Origin of the sequence: Bradyrhizobium sp. AZCC 2289 (genome assembly GCF_036924615.1) — a bacterium.
Lineage (GTDB): Bacteria > Pseudomonadota > Alphaproteobacteria > Rhizobiales > Xanthobacteraceae > Bradyrhizobium.
Window position 1 is genome coordinate 6357395 of record NZ_JAZHRY010000001.1, and the last position, 20014, is coordinate 6377408.

Genomic DNA, 20014 nt, shown 5'->3' on the forward strand with positions numbered 1-20014 from the left:
GCCTAGTCTGTGTGCAGCCATTCGTTCCGGTTCCGAAACGCTGGTAGCGGCCTGCACGGAAATGATATGGGAGGGGTGAAACGGCGTTCAAGAGGGCCGAAACCAGGTCCTTTTTGGCGCGCACGCCTTGATTTCCAGCCCCTCTCACCTAGCCGGTTCCCCGTCCATGACGCTCGTCTCGATCCCTGCCAATCCGGTTCCGGAGGATGTCGTCTCAGGCACCATCAAGACGCCCGACGGCGCCGAATTGCGCTTCGCGCGCTGGGCGCCGCCGGCCGGCCGCAAGGGCACGGTCTGCGTCTTCACCGGGCGCGGCGAGCAGATCGAGAAATATTTCGAGACGGTGCGCGATCTGCGCGACCGCGGTTTTGCGGTGGCGATGATCGACTGGCGCGGCCAGGGCCATTCGTCGCGGCGCCTGCGCGATCCGCGCAAGGGCTATGTCCGCGATTTCTCCGATTTCGAAGTCGATGTCGAAACCTTCGTGCAGCAGGTGGTGCTGCCGGATTGCCCGCCGCCCTTTTTCGCGCTGGCGCATTCGATGGGCGGCGCGGTGATGCTGCGGGTCGCCCATTCAGGCAAGCGCTGGTTCGACCGCATGGTGCTGTCGGCGCCGATGATCGATCTTCCCGGCCGCGCGACCTCGTTTCCGGCGCGTGCGCTGCTGCGGGTCATGCGGCTCGCCGGGCAGGGCGGCCGCTACGTTCCCGGCGGCAGCGACGCGCTGACCGGCTCGGAATCCTTCATCAACAATCCCTTCACCAGCGATCCCGTGCGTTTCGCCCGCAACACCGCGATCCTGGAGGAGGATCCGACCCTCGGCATCGGCTCGCCGACGGTGGCCTGGGCCGATACCGCCTTCCGGGCAATGCACGGTTTTCGCGCGGCCAACTACCCTTTGGAAATCCGCCAGCCGATCCTGATGCTGGCCGCCAGCAGCGACACCATCGTCTCGACGGCGGCGATCGAGGAGTTCGCCTATCACTTGCGCGCCGGCTCGCATCTGGTGATCGCCGGCTCCAAGCACGAGATCCTGCAGGAACAGGACCGCTACCGCGCGCAATTCTGGGCCGCGTTCGACGCCTTCGTGCCGGGCACGCCGCTGTTCAAGTGAGGGTCCATAGCGTTTTCGAGCGAAAGCCTGCCCCGGACTTGATCCGGGGTGGATACCGGTTCGCATAGCAATCAAGCTTGCGCAGATTGCGTAGACTTATCTGCGGCAGAAAGCGCGTCAGAACAAAAACCGAGAACCCTAAGGGCCGTGCTGCAGCCGTGCGACAATGCGATCCGGGAAGCGCCGCTCGACGAACAGCGTCCTCACCTCGGCGACGCTGAGATAGCGTTCGTCGCCTTCGCCCTTGCCCATGATGTTCAGCAACACCGGCCATTCGCCCTTCATCAGCATCGGGTAATACCATCGCGCCTGGTCGCCTGCGCGCTTGATATTGGCCGCCATAAAGGTGGTGATCTCCTGGCTCGTCAGCCCGCGCTCGGTGCCGCCGGACGGATCCTTGCAATCTTTCCCGAAGGTGGCGAGACGGTCGATTTCGTCCTCGTGCACATGCGCGGTCGCATCCAGGATGCGCGAACCGGCGCCGTGCTTGTCCAGCGGACCATTGCGCAGCTCGTCGAGATCCGCGCCGGAGGTCGCGCTCTTCAGCAGGCGCAGCGGGCTGAGGCCATTGGCGCCGACGGCGACCATGTAGGTCTCCATGCCCACCACTTTTTCCTTCGCGCCCCGTTCGCCGCTGGCGGCCTCGATGGTGTTGCAGAGCTTTTGCAGCGGGACGGTGTGGCCGTCGACATAGCCGCCAGCGACCAGCCCGCGCAGGAACGGGCAGGGATTATCGGGCGAAACGGCGATCTGCTCGGCGGGCGGCTGGCCTGGAATGATGGGCTGGTCTTGCATGGATCCAAATCCTAGAAAACAGCGAATGATGAAAAGCGAACGCGCCTCGATTCGAAGTGAATGAAGCTCCCGAAAGGCGAATTTTCCGGCGACGCACTACTTCAGGATGCACGTGAGTTTTGGCGGAATTCGAAGCCGTGTCAACCGAAGGCTTGAGGATCAGGCGGCTCGCCGCCAAACGACAGCGCCGTTACGAATCCGCTGCAAGCTTCGGCGTCGGCTCGACCAGCACCAATTTGCCGAGCGGCACGCCGGCCTTCACAAGTCCGTCGCGATAATGCGCGACGTCGTCGGCAAGCTTCCAGCGGAAATTCCTCAAATGCCGCTCGACGGTGATGCCGGGATAGTTGGTTTGCAGATCGCCCGCGGCTTTCACCGCCTCCTCGGTTCGTCCCAATTGCGCCAGCGCCGCCGCCCTGACGGCCAGCACCTGCAGATGGTTTGGATTCACATAGAGCGCCTCGCGCGCCCAGGACAGCGAAGCGTCATATTGCCCCAGCAGATAGTGGCTGAACGCGTTGGTCGCCGCGAATTGATATCTGGGATCGCTGTTGCCGCGCTGGGCCGCCATCGAAAACAGCGCAATCGCCTGGCGATGCTCGCCGATCACGAAGTGACACATCCCCTGAACGCCGCGGGCGCCCATATCGTACGGGTTCAACTCGACGGCGCGCCGCGAGGCGTCCATGGCGGCCTCGTAATGGCCTTCCGTCGCGTGCAGGTAGGCCAGGATCTGGAATGCGAAGGACGAGCGTGGATCGAGCCTGACGCTGCTTTCGGCGAGGCTCATCGCCGTGGTCCACAATTCGCGCGTGCTCTTGATCCAGCCGAACTGGGTGCCCTGGATCATGATGGTGGCGAGATAAGCGCGGGCGATCGAAAGCGTCGGATCGAGCGCGATGGCCTCCTTGAACAGGGCGATCGAGGTTTCGAAATCCGCCTTGGTGCCCTGATAATAGTGGGACAGCCCCTTGAGGAATCGGTCCCAGGCGGTCAGATCGTTCGACGATGCCCGGGGCGGCGCGGCAGCTTCCGCGCGATAGATCTCGGCCGCGATCGCCGCCGACAGGCTGGTGGTGATCTCGTCCTGCATCGCGAAGAGATCGCCGATGTCCCGGTCATACCGGCCGTTCCACAACTGCTCGCCGCTTTCCGGCGCGATCAGTTCGGCGGTGACGCGAATTTTGGATGCGGCGCGCCGCACCGAGCCCTGGATCAGGTAGCTGGCGTCGATTTCCCGCGCGATCAGGCGCGTGCTCTGGTTCTTGCCCTTGAACGCGAAGGTCGAATTCCGGCTCAGCACCCGGTAGAAGGATTGCAGCGAAAGCGCGTGAATCAGGTCCTCGGTCAGTCCGTCGGAAAAATATTCGTCGGTCGAGTCGCTGAGATTGGCGAATGGCAGCACGCCGACGATCGCCGTCCGGTATTGGGCCGCGAGGTTCGTCGTGTCCTTCGGCGCCAGGCTGCGGCTGCTGTCGATCCCCGTCGGTTCCCAGGTCCAGACCGCGACCGCCTCGGCAATGTTCTTGAAACGGTAGCTGCCGGCGTCGACCAGCGCGGTGCCGAGATGCCTTCCCGCCTCGTGATAGGCCTTGGCCGAAACCGCGATGCCGCCGGGCGCGGCCACCGATTCAAGCCGGACGGCGATGTTCACGTCGTCCCCGAACACCTCTTCCTCATCGGCCATGACATCGCCCATGTGGATGCCCAGGCGGAACTGCATGACCCGGTCGGAGGGGAGGTGGTTGTTACGCTCCGCCATCAGGGACTGCATGGCGATCGAAGCCTCGATGGCGCCGACGATGCTGGGAAACTCCAGCAGGAAGCCGTCGCCGGTGTTCTTCACGACCCGGCCGCCATGATTGAGAATGATCGGGTAAATCGCGGTCCGATGCGCCTTGAAGGTGGCATGCGTGCCTTCCTCGTCGGCGCCCATCATGCGGGAGTAGCCGGCAACGTCAGCGCACACGATCGCAGCCAGACGTCTCTCCATGTCTCCTGTGCCCCAGAATGTTCAGATGACCGCCGTAATACGTCGTTGGTCGCCGGAATCCAATCATTATAAAGCATGCTTATGTGGCGGAAGTCCGGTCCGGCCGTCATATTAAATTAAAGCAATCCACCCCTTTGGCTGGCGCGGCGAGGCAAGGAAGTCCGTATCATGCTCGGCATTCACGAACTCTGGCTCTTCGTCCTGTCCGGATTGATGCTCAACGTCGTGCCCGGTCCGGACACCGCCTATATCGTCGGCCGCAGCATCCAGTTGGGGTGGCGCGGCGGGGCGGCGGCCGCAATCGGCATCAGTTGCGGCTGTCTGGTCCACGTTTTCGGTGCCGCGATCGGCCTGTCGGCGCTGCTGATGGCTTCATCGGCCGCGTTCGCGGCGGTGAAACTGGTCGGCGCGGCCTATCTGCTCTTCACCGGCCTGCAGATACTGCTGTCGCGTCCGCGCCCGGTTGCGGAGGTCGCAGTTCCGGGTGATGGAATATCGCTGCGCCGAGTGTTCTGGCAGGGCGTACTCACCGACGCCCTCAATCCGAAGGTGGCGCTGTTTTTTCTGGCGTTCCTGCCGCAATTTGTCGCAGCGGATTCGCCGCACAAGACGCTCGCCTTCCTGCTGCTCGGCCTGATCTTAATCTCCACCGGCACGCTCTGGTGCTTCGGCCTGGCGGCGTTCGCGGCCAGGGCCGCCGGCCGCATCCGGCAGTCGCAGGGCGTCATCGCCTGGATCAATCGCGCCCTCGGCGGGATGTTCGTCTATCTCGGCGTCCGCGTCGCGATGCTTCAGGCGCGGTAATTAGCAAAGCGTTTTCAAGCGAAAGCCTGCCCCGGACTTGATCCGGGGTGGTAACCGGTTCGCGTCAAGAAAACGCGTCAAAACAAAAAGCTGGAGCCCGGTCAGAACCGGGCTCCCTTCAGCCGTGAATTTTCAGCAGCGCGCTGGCGGCAAGATAGATTCCTAGGAAGATCATCGCGATCAGGAACCAGCGGCGGAATAAGTCCGGCCGCATCCGGTTTCGAACCGCCTGCCCGATGAACATCCCGGCGAAGGACGCCACCATCGCCACCGCGCCGGGCAGCGCGGTCGCCGCCGTCAGCAGGCCCGCCGTGGTGAGGTTGAAGGCGAGCGCCACGGTCGCCACCGTGAAGAACACCCCGAGCGCCTGCACCAGTTCGTCTTTTTCCATGCCGATTGCCTGCATGAACGGCATCGACGGGATCACCTGGACCCCGGTCGTCGCCGAGATCACGCCCGTCATCAGGCCGACGATGCCGCCGATCCATTTCTCGTCGCTGCGGGCGACCTTGAAGCGGAACTTGCTCAGGCCGATGATTGCATAGATCACCAGCAGCGCGCCGAGCACGACTGCGGCATAGGGCGCGTAGGGGCCGGTCAGCATTCCCCTGTTGAGCCAGATGCCGACGGCGGTGCCGACCATCAGTGGCCATAGCCTGAGGACGATGTCGCGCAGATAGGGGCCGACAAAGGTCTGCCAGACGTTGGTGATGATCGCCGGCACGATGACGATGGCCAGCGCCTGCGCCGGCGGCATCGTCACCGCCAGCAGGCCCATCGCGACCGTCGGCAGGCCGAGCCCGAGCACGCCCTTGATGAAGCCAGCGAGCAGGAACGCGGCGGTGATGAGAAGCAACAGGGAATCGAACATCCGGGCATATTGACCGATCGGCGTTATCGGCACAATCTGGAGATTACGGAGATAGCCTTCGTCCATGCCGAAGGCAGGTGCACCATGCGTTTCGACCTGGTCGACCTGCAACTGTTCATCGCGGTGGCCGACGCGCGCAGCATCACGCAAGGTGCTGTGCGCGCCCATCTTGCGCTGGCGTCCGCCAGCGAACGGATCAAGGGCCTGGAGGCGGCGCTCGGCATTTCGCTGCTCAAGCGCGGCCGCCGCGGCGTCGAACTGACCGCGGCCGGTGAAAGCCTGCTCGATCATGCCAGGATCGTGATGCACAATGTGGAGGCGATGCGCGGCGATCTTTCAGCTTTCGCCAGCGGCGTCAGGGCGAGCGTGCTGCTGCTCGCCAACACCTCGGGCCTCTCGGAGCATCTGCCGCGGGCGCTCGCCGCGTTCCTGCGTGAACATCCGGATATCAATGTCGATGTCGAGGAACGCGAAAGCGCGGATATCGCGGCCGCGATTGCGACCGGCGCGGCCGATCTCGGCTTTGCGGCCGAGCACGCGCTGCCGGACAGCGTCGAACGCTTTTTATTCAGCGAGGACCGGCTGATGCTGGTGGCATCAAAGCGCAGCGATCTCGCCAACCGCCGCCAGATCGATTTTGTGGAGGTGACCGGCCGCGACTTCGTCGGGCTGACGGCGTCGACCGCGTTGCAGGTCCACATCTCAAAACACGCCGCCCGGTTAGGGGCGCGCCTGCGATTCCGGGCCCGGATGCGCGATTTCGACGCGATCTGCCAGATGGTCGCCGCCGATGTCGGCGTCGCCGTGATGCCGGAAACCGCGGCCAGGCGCTGCGCGCGATCGATGCCGATCATGATGATCCGAATCCGCGATTCCTGGGCCAACCGGAAGCTGACGATCTGCGCCCGCAGCTTCAAGGCGCTACCGCGCCCGGCCAAGCAATTGGCGGAATTTTTGCGCAAGGCGGTGACGTGAGGGGCAGCAGAATTAAGGTTCGTCATGCCCGGGCATAGGCGAGTGGACGCGACGCCGTCCTTTGGACGGCTATGCCCGGCCATGACGGACGTGCAAGCGCGTCGCGTCAAATTACTTCGTCGTCTCGACGCCGGCTTTCTTGATGACATCAGCCCATTTCTTGATTTCGGCGTCGATAAATCCGCGAAAATGTTCTGGCGTGTCGCCGGCCGTGGTGAGGCCTTGATCGGCAAGCCTGGACTTGACGCCCGGATCGGCCATCGCCTCGTTCGCGATCCGGTTCAAGGCGGCCACGATCTTTACGGGCGTTCCCGCCGGCGCGATCATGCCGTACCAGTTTTCGATCAAGAGATCCGGCATTCCGACTTCGGCGGTGGTCGGTACATCCGGCGCCGTCGGTGCGCGCTCGCGCGCGCCAAGTGCGATTCCGCGCAGCGCGCCGGCCTTGATGTGCGGCAGGATCACCGGCAGATCGAGGAACGTCATCTGCACCTGCTGGCCGAGCAGATCGTTGATGGCGGGTGCAGCACCTCGATAGGGCACGTGAACGACGTCGAGCTTGGCGGTCAGCTTGAACAGTTCGCCCGCCAGATGAGGCAGGCTGCCTTGACCGGAGGAAGCAAAATTGAGCTTGCCGGGCTGCGCCTTCACCAGCGCGACCAGTTCTTTCATGTTGTTGGCGGGAACGTTGGTCGCGATCACCAGCATCTCCGGCACGGTCACCACCAGCGTGACCGGCACCAGATCTTTTTGCGGATTGTAGGCGACTTTCTCCATCGCCGGGCTGATGGCCAAGGCGCTCGCGCTGACAATGCCGATGGTGTAGCCGTCAGGCGCGGATTTCGCGATCGCATCCGTTCCGAGCACGCCGGCCTGGCCGCCGCGATTGTCGATCAGCACCGGCTGCTTGATCAGTTCCGACATGCGCTGGCCGACGATGCGCGCAATGATGTCGTTGGGGCCGCCGGCGGGAAACGGCACGATCAGCCGGATCGGTTTTGCAGGGAAATCCTGGGCGAAGGCTGCTGCGGTCAACAGCGGCAGCAATAATCCAGCCACCAGCGTGCGTGCGATTCTCATGCGAGCCCCCAGGCACGGATCTTTTTGCGGCGCAGGCCCTTAAAACCGGCGTTGTCGTCCGTGGCGGGAATCAGTATGCCGTTTGCCGTGGTCGGATTCCAGAGGTTGCCGTCCCTGTCGCCGTGGCGGGCGTTCGGGTCAGCGTCTGACGCGCATGCCCCAATCCGGGCATTTCGGGCCATGTATTAAATCTTGCTTAGGGGCCGACGGCTACCGTGCACGCATACATTGCAACGGTGGCGACGATGTCGAGCTTTGAGAGCGCCTCTTCCGAGACTCTGGCGTCGGTCAATCCGCGCGCGGCGGCCGGCCGCCTTGTTCCCTATTTTTACGCGGCCACCCTGTTCGTCTCGGCGCTGCTGTTGTTCTCGATCCAGCCGATGTTCGCAAAGATGGTGCTGCCGCGGCTCGGCGGCGCGCCGGCGGTGTGGTCGGTGGCGATGGTGTTTTTCCAGACGGCGTTACTGGCGGGTTACTGCTACGCGCATGTTCTCGGGCGGTTGCTGTCGCCGCGCCGCGCTCTTGCATCTGTTGTTGATCGGCGCGACCGCGATGACGCTGCCGATCGGCATTGCTGCCGGATGGGGCGCGCCGCCGTCCAGCGGGATTGCGCTGTGGCTGTTCGGTCTGTTCGCGGTTTCGATCGGCCTGCCGTTCTTCACGCTGTCGGCCAGCGCGCCGCTGCTGCAAAGCTGGTTCGCGGCGAGCGGGCATCCGCAAGCCGAAAACCCCTATGTGCTCTATGCGGCGTCCAATCTGGGCTCGTTCGCCGCGCTGTTCGCCTATCCCGTCGTCATCGAACCCTGGCTGACGCTCGGCGTCCAAACGCGGATCTGGTCGGCTGGATTCGCGATCCTGGCGGTTCTGGTCGCAGCCGCCGCACTATTCGCCGGGGATACCGGCTCCAGCACCGCGACACGGCACAAGCCGCTGGATGATTCCGCAACCGGTATCGGCGAACGGGCGCGATGGGTGGTGCTCGCCGGGATTCCGTCAGGCCTCGTGGTCGCGGTGACAGCGCATATCACCACCGATATCGCGGCAGCCCCGTTCCTGTGGGTGGTCCCGCTGGCGATCTACTTGCTGACCTTCGTCGCCATCTTTCGCGAGCGGCCATGGATTGCGCACACGACCGTGGTCTGGCTGGTCCCGTTTGCGGTGGCGCCACTCGCCGTCAGCCTGATCGGCGGCGACAAGGTCTACTGGGTAGCGACGATCCTGCTCAATCTCGCAGCATTCGCGCTGCTGACCTTGATGTGCCATGGCGAGGTCTATGCGCGCCGTCCGGGCGCGCAGCGATTGACGGAATTCTATCTGTTCACCTCGCTGGGCGGGGTGATCGGCGGCGCATTCGCCGGCCTGCTGGCCCCGCAGATATTCAACGGCAACTACGAATATCCGATCCTGATCGCCGCCGCGCTGTTGTGCATGCCGGGTTTCTTCACCGGCGTGCGCAAGGGAGCGGCGGAAGCATTGCCGTGGCTGGCGCTGAGCGCGGTGCTGGTGCTGGTCTGGTGGTTCACCCGCCTCAAGCTGCCGGCGACACTTGAACTGCCCTTTCAGGTTGCTTCCGCCGTGCTGGCCGCCGCCATGCTGCTGCAGCGGAACCGGCCGATGCGCTTCTTCGCGCTCGTGATGCTGGGGTTCACGATCACGGCGTTCTGGCGTCCAGGGCTGGCCCCGATCGAAACCGCGCGAAGTTTCTTTGGTGTTCACAAGGTCGTGGAAACCGCCGACGGCAAGGCGCGCCTGCTCTATCACGGCACCACGATTCATGGCGCGCAGGTCCTGCGCAGCGACGACGGTACGTCCATCGACGGCCCGCCGGCGCCGGCCTCCTATTATTATGCAGGCGGTCCGTTCGCTGAAAGCATCGGGTCCGCGCGCACCGCCCTGGGCGGGTTCGATCGTGTGGCGGTGATCGGACTGGGCACCGGGACCCTTGCCTGTCTTCGCAAGAGTTCGGAGCGGTGGGACTTCTTCGAGATCGACCCGGAGGTGGTTCGTATCGCCAGCGATCCGCATTTCTTCAAATTCGTGTCGGCTTGCGAGCCGGACGCCTCGATCATGCTTGGCGATGCGCGGCTGACCCTGCCGGCTGCTTCCGGCCAATATGATCTGATCGTGCTGGATGCATTTTCGTCGGATGCCATCCCGGTTCACCTTTTGACGCGCGAGGCTTTCCGCGGCTACCTTGCAAAACTATCGCCGCACGGCGTCATCCTCGCCCACATCTCCAATCGCCATCTCGATCTCGCGCCCGTGGTTGCGAACGTCGCGCAGTCGCTGGGGCTGGTGGCCTTTCTCAGGGAGGACCGGGCGGCCGGCGGAATTTTCACCGACCTGCACGCCAACGCCCGGGTGATCGTGCTGGGGCGCGGCCCGCGCGATGTCGGCGCCGTCGCCGAAAGCTGGACACCGTTGCAGCCCGACCCGTCCAGCGCGATTTGGACGGACGACTATTCCAATATTCTGGGCGCGATGCTGCGCAAGCAGTTGGCCTGGTAGGCTGTCGTACTAGGGCGTGGACTCATTAGCACGCAGCCAAATGCGGATGGATGCGAGCTTGACGAAGGCTAGATAGTTGGCCGCGAGCTTGTCATATCGAGTCGCGACGGCACTGGTTGATCTTGTTGAAAAACCGTTCGATCAAGTTGCGCGCGCGATACAGATATGGGTTGAAGCGGTCTATGCGATTGCGCTTCGGCGGAATGTTTGCCCACGCTCCTTGCCGGCGGGCAAGCTCCCTGATCCAGTCCGCATCGTATCCGCGATCCGCGAGTAACATTGCCTTTGGAAGCAATGCGCCGAGAAGAACCGAACACAACCGATTGTCGTGCGCCTCACCCGGCGTGATGGCGAGATGGACCGGCAGGCCATTGGTATCCACCACCGCGTGAATCTTGCTTGTCAGGCCCCCTCGTGAGCGGCCCATATCTTGTTGATCGTTGTCGGCGACGCAGGCTCCATGCTGGTGCACTCGCACGACGGAGGTATCGATCATCTGCACTGCCGCGTCATGACCGGCGGCCAGTGCATCCATGATCCGGTCCCATACGCCAGCCCGCCGCCAACGAACGAAGCGGTTATAGCAAGTGGTGCGAGGGCCATAGGTTTCCGGCAGATCGCGCCAGGGAACACCTGAGCGTAAGACCCAAAAATGCCATTCAGGACGCGTCGGTCGTCAACACGGGGAACGCCACGCGGCTTGTTCGGAAGGAACGACCTGATGGCCGTCCATTCAAAGTCCGTGAGTTCATACCGCATGATTCGAGGCCCCGCTTTGGACGCTTGAATCACGTCAAAACCGGTGCCTTCAACCGGCAAACCCGGACAATCGGCACTTCCGAGATTAACCCCTAACCGGACATGCTGGGGACATTCCAAAACCGACGCGAATGACCCAAAACGGTCATTGGCAAGATCGCTTCTGACGCGGGTACGCACTTGACAGGCGCTCGCAGACATCCATATAACATCCAGTTAGATGGTGCATGGATGGTAATAATCATGGCTGACAATGTCCACGAACTCCGACCAAAGCCCGCTGACACCGAAAAAATCACGATCAATCTTAATTATGTCGATCTTGGTCACGTCGATTTAATGGTGCAGGAAGGGTTCTACTCGAACCGTACCGACTTCATTCGGACCGCAATCCGCAACCAGCTCGAACGCCACGCAGACGTGGTCAAGCAGTCCACGGCACGAAAAAGTCTGGACCTCGGTCTGCGGAACTACAGCCGCGAGGATCTCGAAGCGGCGCGGCGAGCCGGCGAGAAGCTGCACATCAATGTTCTAGGCCTTGCCACTATCGCCCAAGACGTCACACCCGAGCTTGCTCGAGCGACGATTGCCTCAATCTCCGTGCTGGGAGCTTTGCATGCCAGTCCGGCGGTCAAGGCCGCTCTCGCCGACAGGACGCGGTGAAGGCGATGCTGAAACAGGACATAGTTCGCGAAGCCACACGCCTCACGCGCTCGGGCCAACTCGTCGAGGCCACCGTGCTCCTTCAGCGCATGCTTCGCGGTGCGAGCGCGCCGACATTGCGCACCACCGGTCGCATCGCTCTTACAGGACGCGAGCTGCCAATCATTGACGCGAAGGCCAATAACATTGAGGAGACGGATAGTCCGCACGTAGCGCGGGCCACACCCGCTCAACCGCGCATGTTCGGCGCGTTCCCCGATCGCACAAAGGAGCACTCTGGGCTCGGACTGCGAGGTGTGATTACGCGCGCCCCGCTGTCCACGCCGGACATCGTGCCGGAGGGCGCAAGGTTCATCGAAGGTACCTACAGCAATCCGGCGGGAAGCCGTGCCTACAGGCTCTTCATCCCCAGCCGTTATCAGGGGCAACCGGTTCCATTGGTCGTCATGCTACACGGCTGCACCCAGTCGCCAGACGATTTCGCCGCCGGTACGAGGATGAATTTTATCGCAGAAGAACAAACCTGCTTTGTGGTCTACCCTGCACAGCGCAGTGAGGCAAACCAGGCGAAGTGCTGGAACTGGTTTCGCACAGCCGACCAGCAGCGGGGCAGAGGCGAGCCTTCGCTAATTGCGGGCATCACCCGCCAGATCATGCGCGACTATGCGGTCGATCCAAAGCGCGTTTACGTTGGTGGAATGTCGGCCGGAGCGGCCGCGGCTGCTATCATGGGAGCAACGTACCACGATCTGTACGCGGCAATCGGCATACATTCTGGCCTCGCCTGTGGGGCCGCCACTGACATTCCTTCTGCGTTTGTCGCCATGCGACAAGGTAGCGGGTCCGATGACAGCGTAATTCTAGGTGACGGGCCACCTGTCCCGACCATTGTTTTTCACGGTGATCGCGACATCACAGTGCATCCAAAGAACGGCGATCATATTCTTGAGCAGTCTATGAGAACAACGAGCACGCAAAAGAAGGTGCATCGCGGGCGGGTACCCGGAGGACACGCCTTTACCCGCACGATCCATACCGATGCGAGCGGACGCGGAATTTTTGAGCACTGGAACATCCATGGAGCTGGACACGCGTGGTCGGGAGGCAGCCCTGCTGGCTCTTACACTGATCCGCGAGGACCGGACGCCACGAGGGAAATGCTGCGTTTCTTCCTCGAGCATTCGCTCCCACAGCAGGCAGGTTAGAGTTCGTCCGCTTCTGGCACTTTTGAGACACGGCGCGATGTCCGAGTTGAGTCCGCCTTCGAGGGTAAAGCGGAAGTCGGACTTCGGGGCCGTCAGTAGCTTTTGACCCCGAAGGGACATGGAGTGAGTGCGCCCTTGTCATTCAAATGGAATGGCGACTGCATTTGATTTCATTGGTGAGCAATGTTGACTTACTATTCAGTCAAACGGCCCCTTAACTGAACAAGCCTTACGACAGGATCCTACCTGCGGTGGAGGAATGATCATGTTTCGAGTCGTCAGTTTGTCATGCACGGGGTTCGCGCTGCTTATCGGAGTCTCCATGAGTGCCGGGCCGGCCAACGCTGTCGTCTATTGCAAGACGGTCGGCGTGCCAAAGGGCTGCGTCGCGCGTCCGGCTGTCGCGGCTCCGGTTGTCGTCGCGCCGGCTGCTGGCCCCGTTGTCTATTGCTAGACGCGCGGTGTCCCCAAAGGTTGCATTATGCGATGACTGTTTGTGGCAAGATACTGACGTGCCATCCCGTCGAACGAGTGTCATCGCGGCCCGGTCAACCGTGTCGGCAGGCGCTGATAGGCGCATTGCGCATCACTACGTCTCGCCCGCAGAGATCAACCGATGCTCGCGTGGAAGAAAGTTGACCGAAATCGCAAATTCACACGAGGCCAGGGGATGGAGCAACCGAAGCATGGAATTGGTTCCAGACATTGACAGGCTTACGCAGATTTTTTCAAATGCCTTGCACCCTCGTTCTTTCTTGGTGCTATTGCTGCTTTCGTGTCCCTGATGATGTCACGGCTCGCGGCCGTCAACGCATACATCAAAGCGACCAGAGCACTCCCAGATCAAGACCGCTCTGCGGTTGGAAGCAGCATGGCACTTCGTTCGCTCACGCGCCGTGCGCGCCTGCTGAATGACGGCATCATATTGTCGCTCGGCGGCGGGGTCTGCGCTACGCTCCTTCTTGCAGCCCTTTTCGCGAGCCAGTTCTTTGGCCTGAAACATGTCTATTGGCGCGGGCATTTTGTTTTTTGTGGCCACGTTGCTCTTGGGGGTTGCGCTGTTTCGATTCGCACAGGAAGCATGGCTTGCACGCCGCGAACTGGAGGAATAGCGATCAAGGACTGTCCGCGATGGAAACCATCCGCTTCACAGCCAGCTCACTTCCGCTAATGGCACTTTTCTGACCTCGCGCGATGTCCGACTCGAGTCCGGAATGCGCACCAAAGCGGACGTTCCGCCGACCGCTCGAATTTATGGGTTCACGCCCTAACTGTTGAGCAGCTTCATCGCCGCTTCATGCACGCGCGGGTCGCCCGCGGCGATGATGCGGCCGCCGTTTTGCGCGGGCTTGCCGTCCCAGGTGGTGACGACGCCGCCGGCCCCGGTGATGATCGGGATCAGGGCGGCGATGTCGTAAGGCTTCAACTCGGTCTCGACCACGAGATCGAGATGGCCGGCGGCGAGCATGCAGTAGGAATAGCAATCGCCGCCATAGCGCGTCAGCTGCACCGCATCCTCAACCCGGCCGAAGGCCAGGCGGTCGGGGGCGTTCATCAACAGCGGGCTCGTGGTGTAGGCGGTTGCCTCGTTCAGCGCCGCGCAGCGCCGCACCGCCAGTTTGCGTTCGCCCGAGGGTCCGGAGTAATGCGCCGAGCCGCTGTCGCCGGAAAAGCGTTCGCCGATGAAGGGCTGGTGCATCATCCCGAACACCGGCGTGCCCTTGTGCAGCAGCGCGATCAGCGTGCCCCAGATCGGAAAGCCGCCGATGAAGGATTTGGTGCCGTCGATCGGATCCAGCACCCAGACATATTCGGCGTCTTCGCGCTCATTGCCGAATTCCTCACCGACGATGCCGTGCTGGGGAAAGTTGCCCTTGATCAGCCGCCGCATCACCGCTTCTGCGGCGCGGTCGGCCTCGGTGACCGGATCGAAATCGCTGGCGCTCTTATTGTCGATCGACAGCGATGTCCGGAAAAACGGCAGGATGGTTTCGCCGGAAGCGGTCGCAAGGCGGCCGATGAAGGCTGTAAAATCGATGACCGTCACGGCAGTTCCTTAGGGCGTACGATGCGGAGGAGAATCCGGAGCGCTATTGCCTATCTCAATCCTGCGATCCGCGCACGGTTAACGGAGCGTTATCCTACCGTCATCGGCCACTTCCGGCTTTCGAATCAGGTTCGTTTTAGCCATGCATTTTCGATGTCACGGCCATTCACGAAGTCGAGATTTTATCGATTGTGGCCCCGCCGTCACACGGGTTTTCACGGATAGGTTCGTGCAATATATTGATTTTGTTTATGAAAATAGAATTTAACCGACCTGTGGCTTAACAGCCAGCCGCATCAAGATTGCGCTGGAAAGGTTTCGAAAGGACTTGCGTTTTGTGCAGCGCGGTCGCATATTGGTGCGGTGCGGTAGCGCCTCGCGCTATCGCTGCCCTCCTTGGGCGTTTCCTCCCTAGACTTGGGCCGCTTGTTCATTCAAGCGGCCCTTTTTTCTTTTGGGGAGTCATTCCGGGGCGCGAAGCGAACCCGGAATGACGACGCGGACTTACTCCGCCGCCGCCTGGAACGGGCCGAGATCGCCGAGCGATACCTGCGCCAGCGCATCGGCCAGGGTGGCGAAATCGGCGACGACTTGTGTAAACCGCGGCCCGCGTTCGCGCCGCCGCTCGTCCATATATATCGCGCGGTTGAGTTCGAGCTGCACGGTATGCAATCCGCTGGCGGGGTTGCCGTAGTGTTCGGTGATGAAGCCGCCGGCATAGGGCTTGTTGCGTCCGATCGAATAACCGAGCCCGCTCATGATCTCCTCGACGATATCGGGAAGCAGGCCCGCGCAACTGGTGCCGTAGCGGTCGCCGATCACGATATCGGGTCGCCGCGGCTCGTCCCGCGACACGCCGACCGACGGCATCGAATGACAATCCACCACGATCACGGCGCCGAAAGCCTGGTGCGCCTTGTTGATCAGCCGCCGCAGCGCGCGGTGATACGGCTTGTAGAGCGTCTCGATCCGTCCCAGCGCCTCGTCGACGCTGAGCCGCTCGCGATAGATCTCCTGGCCGTCGCCGACCACACGCGGGATGGTGCCGAGCCCGCCGGCGACCCGCATCGAGCGCGTATTGGCAAAGCTCGGCAGTCGCCCGGTGAACATGCGCGGATCGAGCTCATAGGGCTCGCGGTTCACGTCGACATAGGAGCGGGGGAAATTGACCCGGACAGTCGGGAATCCGCGATCGCTCAAATCGGCGATCAATTCGTCCATGAACGAATCCTCGGAGCGGCGCAGCGACGGCAGATCGATCCGCGACGCGTCGAGGAATTCGCTCGGATAGACCGAACCGGAATGGGGAGAATTGAAGATGATCGGCGCCCGCCAGTCGGCCGGCTCCACGATCTCGAACGGAGGCGACAATTCGCCATCAAACTCGGTCATCGTCGGGCGCCGTCCCTTGATCCGCGCTTCCTGAGTCAGGCGATTCTGCCAGAAAATCGGAGGTTTTATGAGAGACATTGTCGGTAATCACAACCAATCTGCCAAGTGAAAAACGTCGCAAACGTGCTGGAACAAGTCTTAATGCGCCGAAACGCCCGTCTTCATTGCTTTGGGGCGGATTCCGGTACAGAAATAGCTGAGCAGGCCACCGACCTAACGCCATCGCCTTTCACCCGAAATTTACCCTCTATCGGGCTTAGTGTGCGGACCCAATTTCATGAGCCGGATTCGACGAACAAACCCCATGCACAAAATCCTCCTCGCCGAAGACGACAACGACATGCGCCGCTTCCTGGTCAAGGCGCTGGAAAACGCCGGATTTCAGGTCTCGCCCCATGACAATGGCATGTCGGCCTATCAGCGGCTGCGCGAAGAACCGTTCGAGATGCTGCTCACCGATATCGTGATGCCCGAGATGGACGGCATCGAGCTGGCGCGCCGCGCCTCGGAACTCGATCCCGACATCAAGATCATGTTCATCACCGGATTTGCCGCAGTGGCGCTCAATTCCGATTCGGAGGCGCCGAAAAACGCCAAGGTGCTGTCAAAGCCGGTCCACCTGCGCGAATTGGTCAACGAAGTGAACAAGATGCTGGCGGCCTGATTCGGTCCCCAAAAGCATCAATTAAAGGCTCCAAATAGCACCCAGGTGTCCTTGCCTGCCCGCTTTGGAGCCGATATACGGACCCCACCCAATACGACTTAGGGCGCGTAGCTCAGCGGGAGAGCACTACCTTGACATGGTAGGGGTCACAGGTTCGATCCCTGTCGCGCCCACCACCCACACTCTATAGTTGTATCTTTGTTAGAACACTCGCAGTAGTGCCGCAATCTCAAAGACATGTCTGCCAAATTCTCTGGTTAGCGCGGTCTCTGCTCAGGCAATCGAGCCGAATGAGCCCATTTCGTCCCGCGGTCTCTGCATCGAAAATTTCCGTTCCTGACTCGTGTGTCGGAGACCGGTTCGATGACTGGGAGGGGAGTTGGCATTTTCGGACGCTTGATGGCGTTAAAGCAGCTCGGACATTTCCGCCGTCGGCATCGACCGATCAGGGTGATGCCTGCTATTCTCCGCCAGGAGTTCGCGGAGCCCAAGTAATTTTATATTCTCCGCACGAGCTTTCGGCGGATTCTAGGCGACGTGATGAAGACATGAGAGTGCTGGTCGGTGGACGATCCCCTCAACAAGGAGACTGCAGATCTCCAAAAGCGCCTCGCTGAACTTGACCGCGAGCGCGCGACGCTTCTTACCGCGCTTGAACAACTGAAGTTGCGAAGTAAGGCTGCGGCGCAGCCAGGGCTGCCAATGCAAACGGCAGGAGATATTTCAACCACCACTACGGCGCCGTCAAATGCCGAGAAGGTCGCCCTTTTTCATTCGCTCTTCCATGGTCGCGACGATGTCTTTCCGCGCAGGTGGGAAAATTCAAAGACAAATAAGGTAGGCTACGCACCTGCGTGCCACAACGAATGGGTTCGCGGTATCTGCGAGAAGCCGCGGGTCAAATGCGGCAACTGCCCTAACCAGGCATTCGTGCCTGTGAATGATGAGATTGTGAGAAGCCATCTCCTGGGACGGAATATCGCTAAGCCGGAGCGGGCGGAGCCGTTCGTAGCCGGCGTGTATCCGCTCTTGATGGACGAGACTTGCTGGTTCTTAGCCGCCGACTTCGACAAGCAGTATTGGCAGCGCGATGCGCTAGCGTTCCTGGCGACATGCCGGGAAAGGAGTGTGCCTGCAGCCCTTGAGCGTTCCCGCTCCGGCAATGGGGCGCACGTCTGGATCTTTTTCTCGGAACCGGTTCCCGCTTCAGAGGCACGCAGACTCGGTGCGCATTTAGTTACGGAGACGATGGAGCGTTGTCCCGACCTTGGGTTCGAATCCTACGATCGGTTCTTTCCCAGTCAGGACACTATGCCTGCCGGCGGGTTCGGCAATTTGATAGCGTTGCCACTACAGAGTGAACCGCGACAGAAGGGAAACAGTGTCTTTCGTGGACGACAACCTACGACCATACGATGACCAGTGGGCTTTCCTGTCGAGCCATCGGCGCATGAGCCGGGCCGAAGTCACCACGCTGGTAGAACACGCATCGGTCGCTGGACGGATTCTGGGAGTACGCCTTCCGCTCGATGACGATAACGAAGAGCCTTGGACGGCTCCGCCGTCGCGGCGAAAGGCCGAGCAGCCGATCGTTGGTGTGATGCCGGCGAGGGTCGAGGTGGTTTCAAGCAATCAGGTGTACATTGATCGGAGAACATTGCCGCCCGCGCTCGTCAATCGTTTGATCCGTCTTGCTGCCTTTCAAAATCCTGAATTCTACGCGGCTCAAGCGATGCGACTGCCGACGTTTGGCAAACCGCGCGTAATTTCCTGTGCCGAGCTATTTGCCGAGCACGTGGCCCTGCCGCGAGGCTGCTTCGATGCCGCTATCGACCTCCTTACTACCATTGGTATCCGGCCAGAGTTGAGAGATGAGCGATTTAGCGGCACACCCATTGGGACGCGCTTTCTTGGAACGCTAACCAAAGAACAGCAGACAGCGGCAGATGCTCTAATAGCGCACAACACTGGCGTACTCGCGGCCACTACCGCTTTCGGGAAGACCGTGATCGCCGCCAAGCTGATAGCGGAACGAAACACCAATACATTGATCTTGGTGCACCGACAGCAATTGTTGGATCAATGGGTAGCGCGGCTACGTGCATTCCTCGACATCGACGAGGACCGCATCGGGGTCATCCGTGGCGGCAGGAAGCGGCCGACGGGCGTGATCGATGTCGCCACCATCCAAAGCTTGGTGAGGAAGGGGGATGTATCCGATCTCGTGGCGGACTATGGCCAACTCATTGTGGATGAATGCCATCACTTGTCTGCCGTCAGCTTTGAGGCAGTAGCTCGCGCCGCCAAGGCGAAATATGTGCTTGGCCTATCAGCGACTGTGACGAGGAAAGACGGTCACCACCCGATCATCTTCATGCAATGCGGTCCGATCCGCTATCGCGTCGACGCGAGGAAACAAGCTGCAACAAGGCCATTTTCACACCGCGTTATCGTCAAGAAAACTACGTTCCGTGCCGAACGGCAGAGCCCGGATGGGGCCATGTCGATACACGAACTCTATGCCTCCCTGGCGCGCGACGAGGCTCGCAATCAAATGATTTTTGATGACGTCCTCTCCGCCCTTGAAGCAGGGCGCTCCCCGGTAGTGATTACTGAGCGCAAAGACCATCTTCAGACGATTTCAGAGCGTTTAGTGAAGTTCGCTAAGAATGTCATTGTGCTAAAAGGGGGAATGAAGCCGAAGGAACGCAGCCACGTCAGCGAGGCACTGAAAGCCATCCCCGACGCCGAGGAGCGGGTCATAGTGGCAACCGGTAGCTATCTCGGTGAGGGCTTCGATGATGCACGCCTTGATACGCTGTTTCTCACCATCCCGATATCATGGCGAGGAACCCTCGCCCAGTATGCTGGCAGACTTCATCGTCTGCATGCAACGAAGCGAGAGGTGGTTATCTACGATTACGTCGACGAGAACGAACCCATGTTGGCGAAAATGGCTGCCAAACGGGAGGCCGGCTACAGGGCTCTTGGCTACGATGTCACTCGTGCGGGGGAGCTGTTCACCGGCGATATTGAGGGGCTCGCGAGAATGAGTGTGTGATTTTTCTGAATGGATTAACTCTGAAGGTTGGAAGCGGTGGATGAGTTTGAGATCGCCGACACTGTGCTGAAGCAGAATCTTGG

At 61.2% G+C, this 20014-nt stretch carries 17 protein-coding genes, 1 tRNA gene and 1 pseudogene; 12 read left to right on the forward strand and 7 right to left on the reverse strand.

The features are described 5' to 3' along the window. The first annotated feature begins 166 nt into the window (after positions 1 to 166). A complete protein-coding gene (locus V1289_RS30195; RefSeq protein ID WP_309182128.1) occupies positions 167 to 1114 on the forward strand; it encodes an alpha/beta hydrolase in 948 nt (315 codons plus the stop codon). 138 nt (positions 1115 to 1252) lie between these two features. Here V1289_RS30195 and V1289_RS30200 read toward each other — a convergent pair whose 3' ends face one another. Continuing rightward, a complete protein-coding gene (locus tag V1289_RS30200) occupies positions 1253 to 1909 on the reverse strand; it encodes a hypothetical protein (protein WP_442896089.1) in 657 nt (218 codons plus the stop codon). 190 nt (positions 1910 to 2099) lie between these two features. Continuing rightward, positions 2100 to 3902 carry an adenylate/guanylate cyclase domain-containing protein gene (locus V1289_RS30205; protein ID WP_334401343.1) on the reverse strand — a complete coding sequence of 601 codons (1803 nt, stop codon included), beginning with the start codon at positions 3900 to 3902 and terminating at the stop codon, positions 2100 to 2102. Between the two features lie 168 nt (positions 3903 to 4070). Between V1289_RS30205 and V1289_RS30210 the strand changes: the two genes are divergently transcribed. Continuing rightward, positions 4071 to 4706, forward strand: coding sequence for a LysE family translocator (locus V1289_RS30210; RefSeq protein ID WP_334401345.1), 636 nt, complete (start codon positions 4071 to 4073; stop codon positions 4704 to 4706). Positions 4707 to 4824: 118 nt separating this feature from the next. On the opposite strand, the gene V1289_RS30215 is transcribed toward V1289_RS30210, so the two are convergent. Next, complete coding sequence (locus V1289_RS30215; protein WP_334407734.1) at positions 4825 to 5577, reverse strand: sulfite exporter TauE/SafE family protein; 753 nt, start codon at positions 5575 to 5577, stop codon at positions 4825 to 4827. A gap of 84 nt (positions 5578 to 5661) precedes the next feature. On the opposite strand from V1289_RS30215, the gene V1289_RS30220 reads away from it, so the two are divergent. Further along, positions 5662 to 6552, forward strand: a complete 891-nt coding sequence (locus tag V1289_RS30220; RefSeq protein ID WP_334401347.1) for a LysR family transcriptional regulator — start codon at positions 5662 to 5664, stop codon at positions 6550 to 6552. 111 nt (positions 6553 to 6663) lie between these two features. Here the strand turns inward: V1289_RS30220 and V1289_RS30225 are convergent, their stop codons facing one another. After that, on the reverse strand, positions 6664 to 7632 hold the full coding sequence (locus tag V1289_RS30225; RefSeq protein WP_334401349.1) for a tripartite tricarboxylate transporter substrate binding protein: 969 nt from the start codon (positions 7630 to 7632) through the stop codon (positions 6664 to 6666). A 486-nt stretch (positions 7633 to 8118) separates the two neighbouring features. On the opposite strand from V1289_RS30225, the gene V1289_RS30230 reads away from it, so the two are divergent. Next, positions 8119 to 10140, forward strand: a complete 2022-nt coding sequence (locus V1289_RS30230; RefSeq protein ID WP_334401351.1) for a fused MFS/spermidine synthase — start codon at positions 8119 to 8121, stop codon at positions 10138 to 10140. A gap of 9 nt (positions 10141 to 10149) precedes the next feature. On the opposite strand, the pseudogene V1289_RS30235 reads toward V1289_RS30230, so the two are convergent. Continuing rightward, positions 10150 to 10899: pseudogene (locus tag V1289_RS30235) on the reverse strand (IS5 family transposase). Between the two features lie 243 nt (positions 10900 to 11142). On the opposite strand from V1289_RS30235, the gene V1289_RS30240 reads away from it, so the two are divergent. The 4 genes from V1289_RS30240 to V1289_RS49880 all read left to right on the forward strand — a co-directional run bounded on the left by V1289_RS30240 (position 11143) and on the right by V1289_RS49880 (position 13938). Continuing rightward, entirely contained in the window at positions 11143 to 11562 is a 420-nt protein-coding gene (locus V1289_RS30240; RefSeq protein WP_334401352.1) for a CopG family transcriptional regulator, read from the forward strand. 5 nt (positions 11563 to 11567) lie between these two features. Beyond that, on the forward strand, positions 11568 to 12767 hold the full coding sequence (locus V1289_RS30245; protein ID WP_334401354.1) for an extracellular catalytic domain type 1 short-chain-length polyhydroxyalkanoate depolymerase: 1200 nt from the start codon (positions 11568 to 11570) through the stop codon (positions 12765 to 12767). 322 nt (positions 12768 to 13089) lie between these two features. Further along, positions 13090 to 13221 (forward strand): hypothetical protein, encoded by a 132-nt coding sequence (locus V1289_RS30250; RefSeq protein ID WP_334401356.1) that lies wholly within the window; start codon positions 13090 to 13092, stop codon positions 13219 to 13221. Between the two features lie 333 nt (positions 13222 to 13554). Further along, complete coding sequence (locus tag V1289_RS49880) at positions 13555 to 13938, forward strand: hypothetical protein (RefSeq protein ID WP_442896204.1); 384 nt, start codon at positions 13555 to 13557, stop codon at positions 13936 to 13938. Between the two features lie 96 nt (positions 13939 to 14034). On the opposite strand, the gene hisN is transcribed toward V1289_RS49880, so the two are convergent. Both hisN and V1289_RS30265 read right to left on the reverse strand, forming a co-directional pair. After that, positions 14035 to 14814, reverse strand: coding sequence for a histidinol-phosphatase (gene hisN / locus V1289_RS30260; RefSeq protein WP_334401360.1), 780 nt, complete (start codon positions 14812 to 14814; stop codon positions 14035 to 14037). 504 nt (positions 14815 to 15318) lie between these two features. Then, positions 15319 to 16206, reverse strand: coding sequence for an N-formylglutamate amidohydrolase (locus V1289_RS30265; protein WP_334401362.1), 888 nt, complete (start codon positions 16204 to 16206; stop codon positions 15319 to 15321). 304 nt (positions 16207 to 16510) lie between these two features. On the opposite strand from V1289_RS30265, the gene cpdR reads away from it, so the two are divergent. The 4 genes from cpdR (at position 16511) to V1289_RS30285 (ending at position 19931) form a co-directional block, all read left to right on the forward strand. Next, positions 16511 to 16870 carry a cell cycle two-component system response regulator CpdR gene (gene cpdR / locus V1289_RS30270; protein ID WP_309182138.1) on the forward strand — a complete coding sequence of 120 codons (360 nt, stop codon included), beginning with the start codon at positions 16511 to 16513 and terminating at the stop codon, positions 16868 to 16870. Between the two features lie 101 nt (positions 16871 to 16971). Next, positions 16972 to 17046, forward strand: a tRNA-Val gene (locus V1289_RS30275). 388 nt (positions 17047 to 17434) lie between these two features. Next, positions 17435 to 18289, forward strand: a complete 855-nt coding sequence (locus V1289_RS30280) for a TOTE conflict system archaeo-eukaryotic primase domain-containing protein (RefSeq protein ID WP_334401364.1) — start codon at positions 17435 to 17437, stop codon at positions 18287 to 18289. A gap of 31 nt (positions 18290 to 18320) precedes the next feature. Next, complete coding sequence (locus V1289_RS30285; protein ID WP_334401366.1) at positions 18321 to 19931, forward strand: DEAD/DEAH box helicase family protein; 1611 nt, start codon at positions 18321 to 18323, stop codon at positions 19929 to 19931. Positions 19932 to 20014: the final 83 nt, after the last annotated feature.

Bases quoted from the DNA above. Each gene is read 5' to 3' on its own strand.
- V1289_RS30195 (WP_309182128.1), top strand. From the start codon at position 167: ATGACGCTCGTCTCGATCCCTGCCAATCCGGTTCCGGAGGATGTCGTC.
- V1289_RS30200 (WP_442896089.1), bottom strand. From the start codon at position 1,909: ATGCAAGACCAGCCCATCATTCCAGGCCAGCCGCCCGCCGAGCAGATC.
- V1289_RS30205 (WP_334401343.1), bottom strand. From the start codon at position 3,902: ATGGAGAGACGTCTGGCTGCGATCGTGTGCGCTGACGTTGCCGGCTAC.
- V1289_RS30210 (WP_334401345.1), top strand. From the start codon at position 4,071: ATGCTCGGCATTCACGAACTCTGGCTCTTCGTCCTGTCCGGATTGATG.
- V1289_RS30215 (WP_334407734.1), bottom strand. From the start codon at position 5,577: ATGTTCGATTCCCTGTTGCTTCTCATCACCGCCGCGTTCCTGCTCGCT.
- V1289_RS30220 (WP_334401347.1), top strand. From the start codon at position 5,662: ATGCGTTTCGACCTGGTCGACCTGCAACTGTTCATCGCGGTGGCCGAC.
- V1289_RS30225 (WP_334401349.1), bottom strand. From the start codon at position 7,632: ATGAGAATCGCACGCACGCTGGTGGCTGGATTATTGCTGCCGCTGTTG.
- V1289_RS30230 (WP_334401351.1), top strand. From the start codon at position 8,119: ATGTTCTCGGGCGGTTGCTGTCGCCGCGCCGCGCTCTTGCATCTGTTG.
- V1289_RS30240 (WP_334401352.1), top strand. From the start codon at position 11,143: ATGGCTGACAATGTCCACGAACTCCGACCAAAGCCCGCTGACACCGAA.
- V1289_RS30245 (WP_334401354.1), top strand. From the start codon at position 11,568: ATGCTGAAACAGGACATAGTTCGCGAAGCCACACGCCTCACGCGCTCG.
- V1289_RS30250 (WP_334401356.1), top strand. From the start codon at position 13,090: ATGAGTGCCGGGCCGGCCAACGCTGTCGTCTATTGCAAGACGGTCGGC.
- V1289_RS49880 (WP_442896204.1), top strand. From the start codon at position 13,555: ATGTCACGGCTCGCGGCCGTCAACGCATACATCAAAGCGACCAGAGCA.
- V1289_RS30265 (WP_334401362.1), bottom strand. From the start codon at position 16,206: ATGACCGAGTTTGATGGCGAATTGTCGCCTCCGTTCGAGATCGTGGAG.
- cpdR (WP_309182138.1), top strand. From the start codon at position 16,511: ATGCACAAAATCCTCCTCGCCGAAGACGACAACGACATGCGCCGCTTC.
- V1289_RS30285 (WP_334401366.1), top strand. From the start codon at position 18,321: ATGAGCCGGGCCGAAGTCACCACGCTGGTAGAACACGCATCGGTCGCT.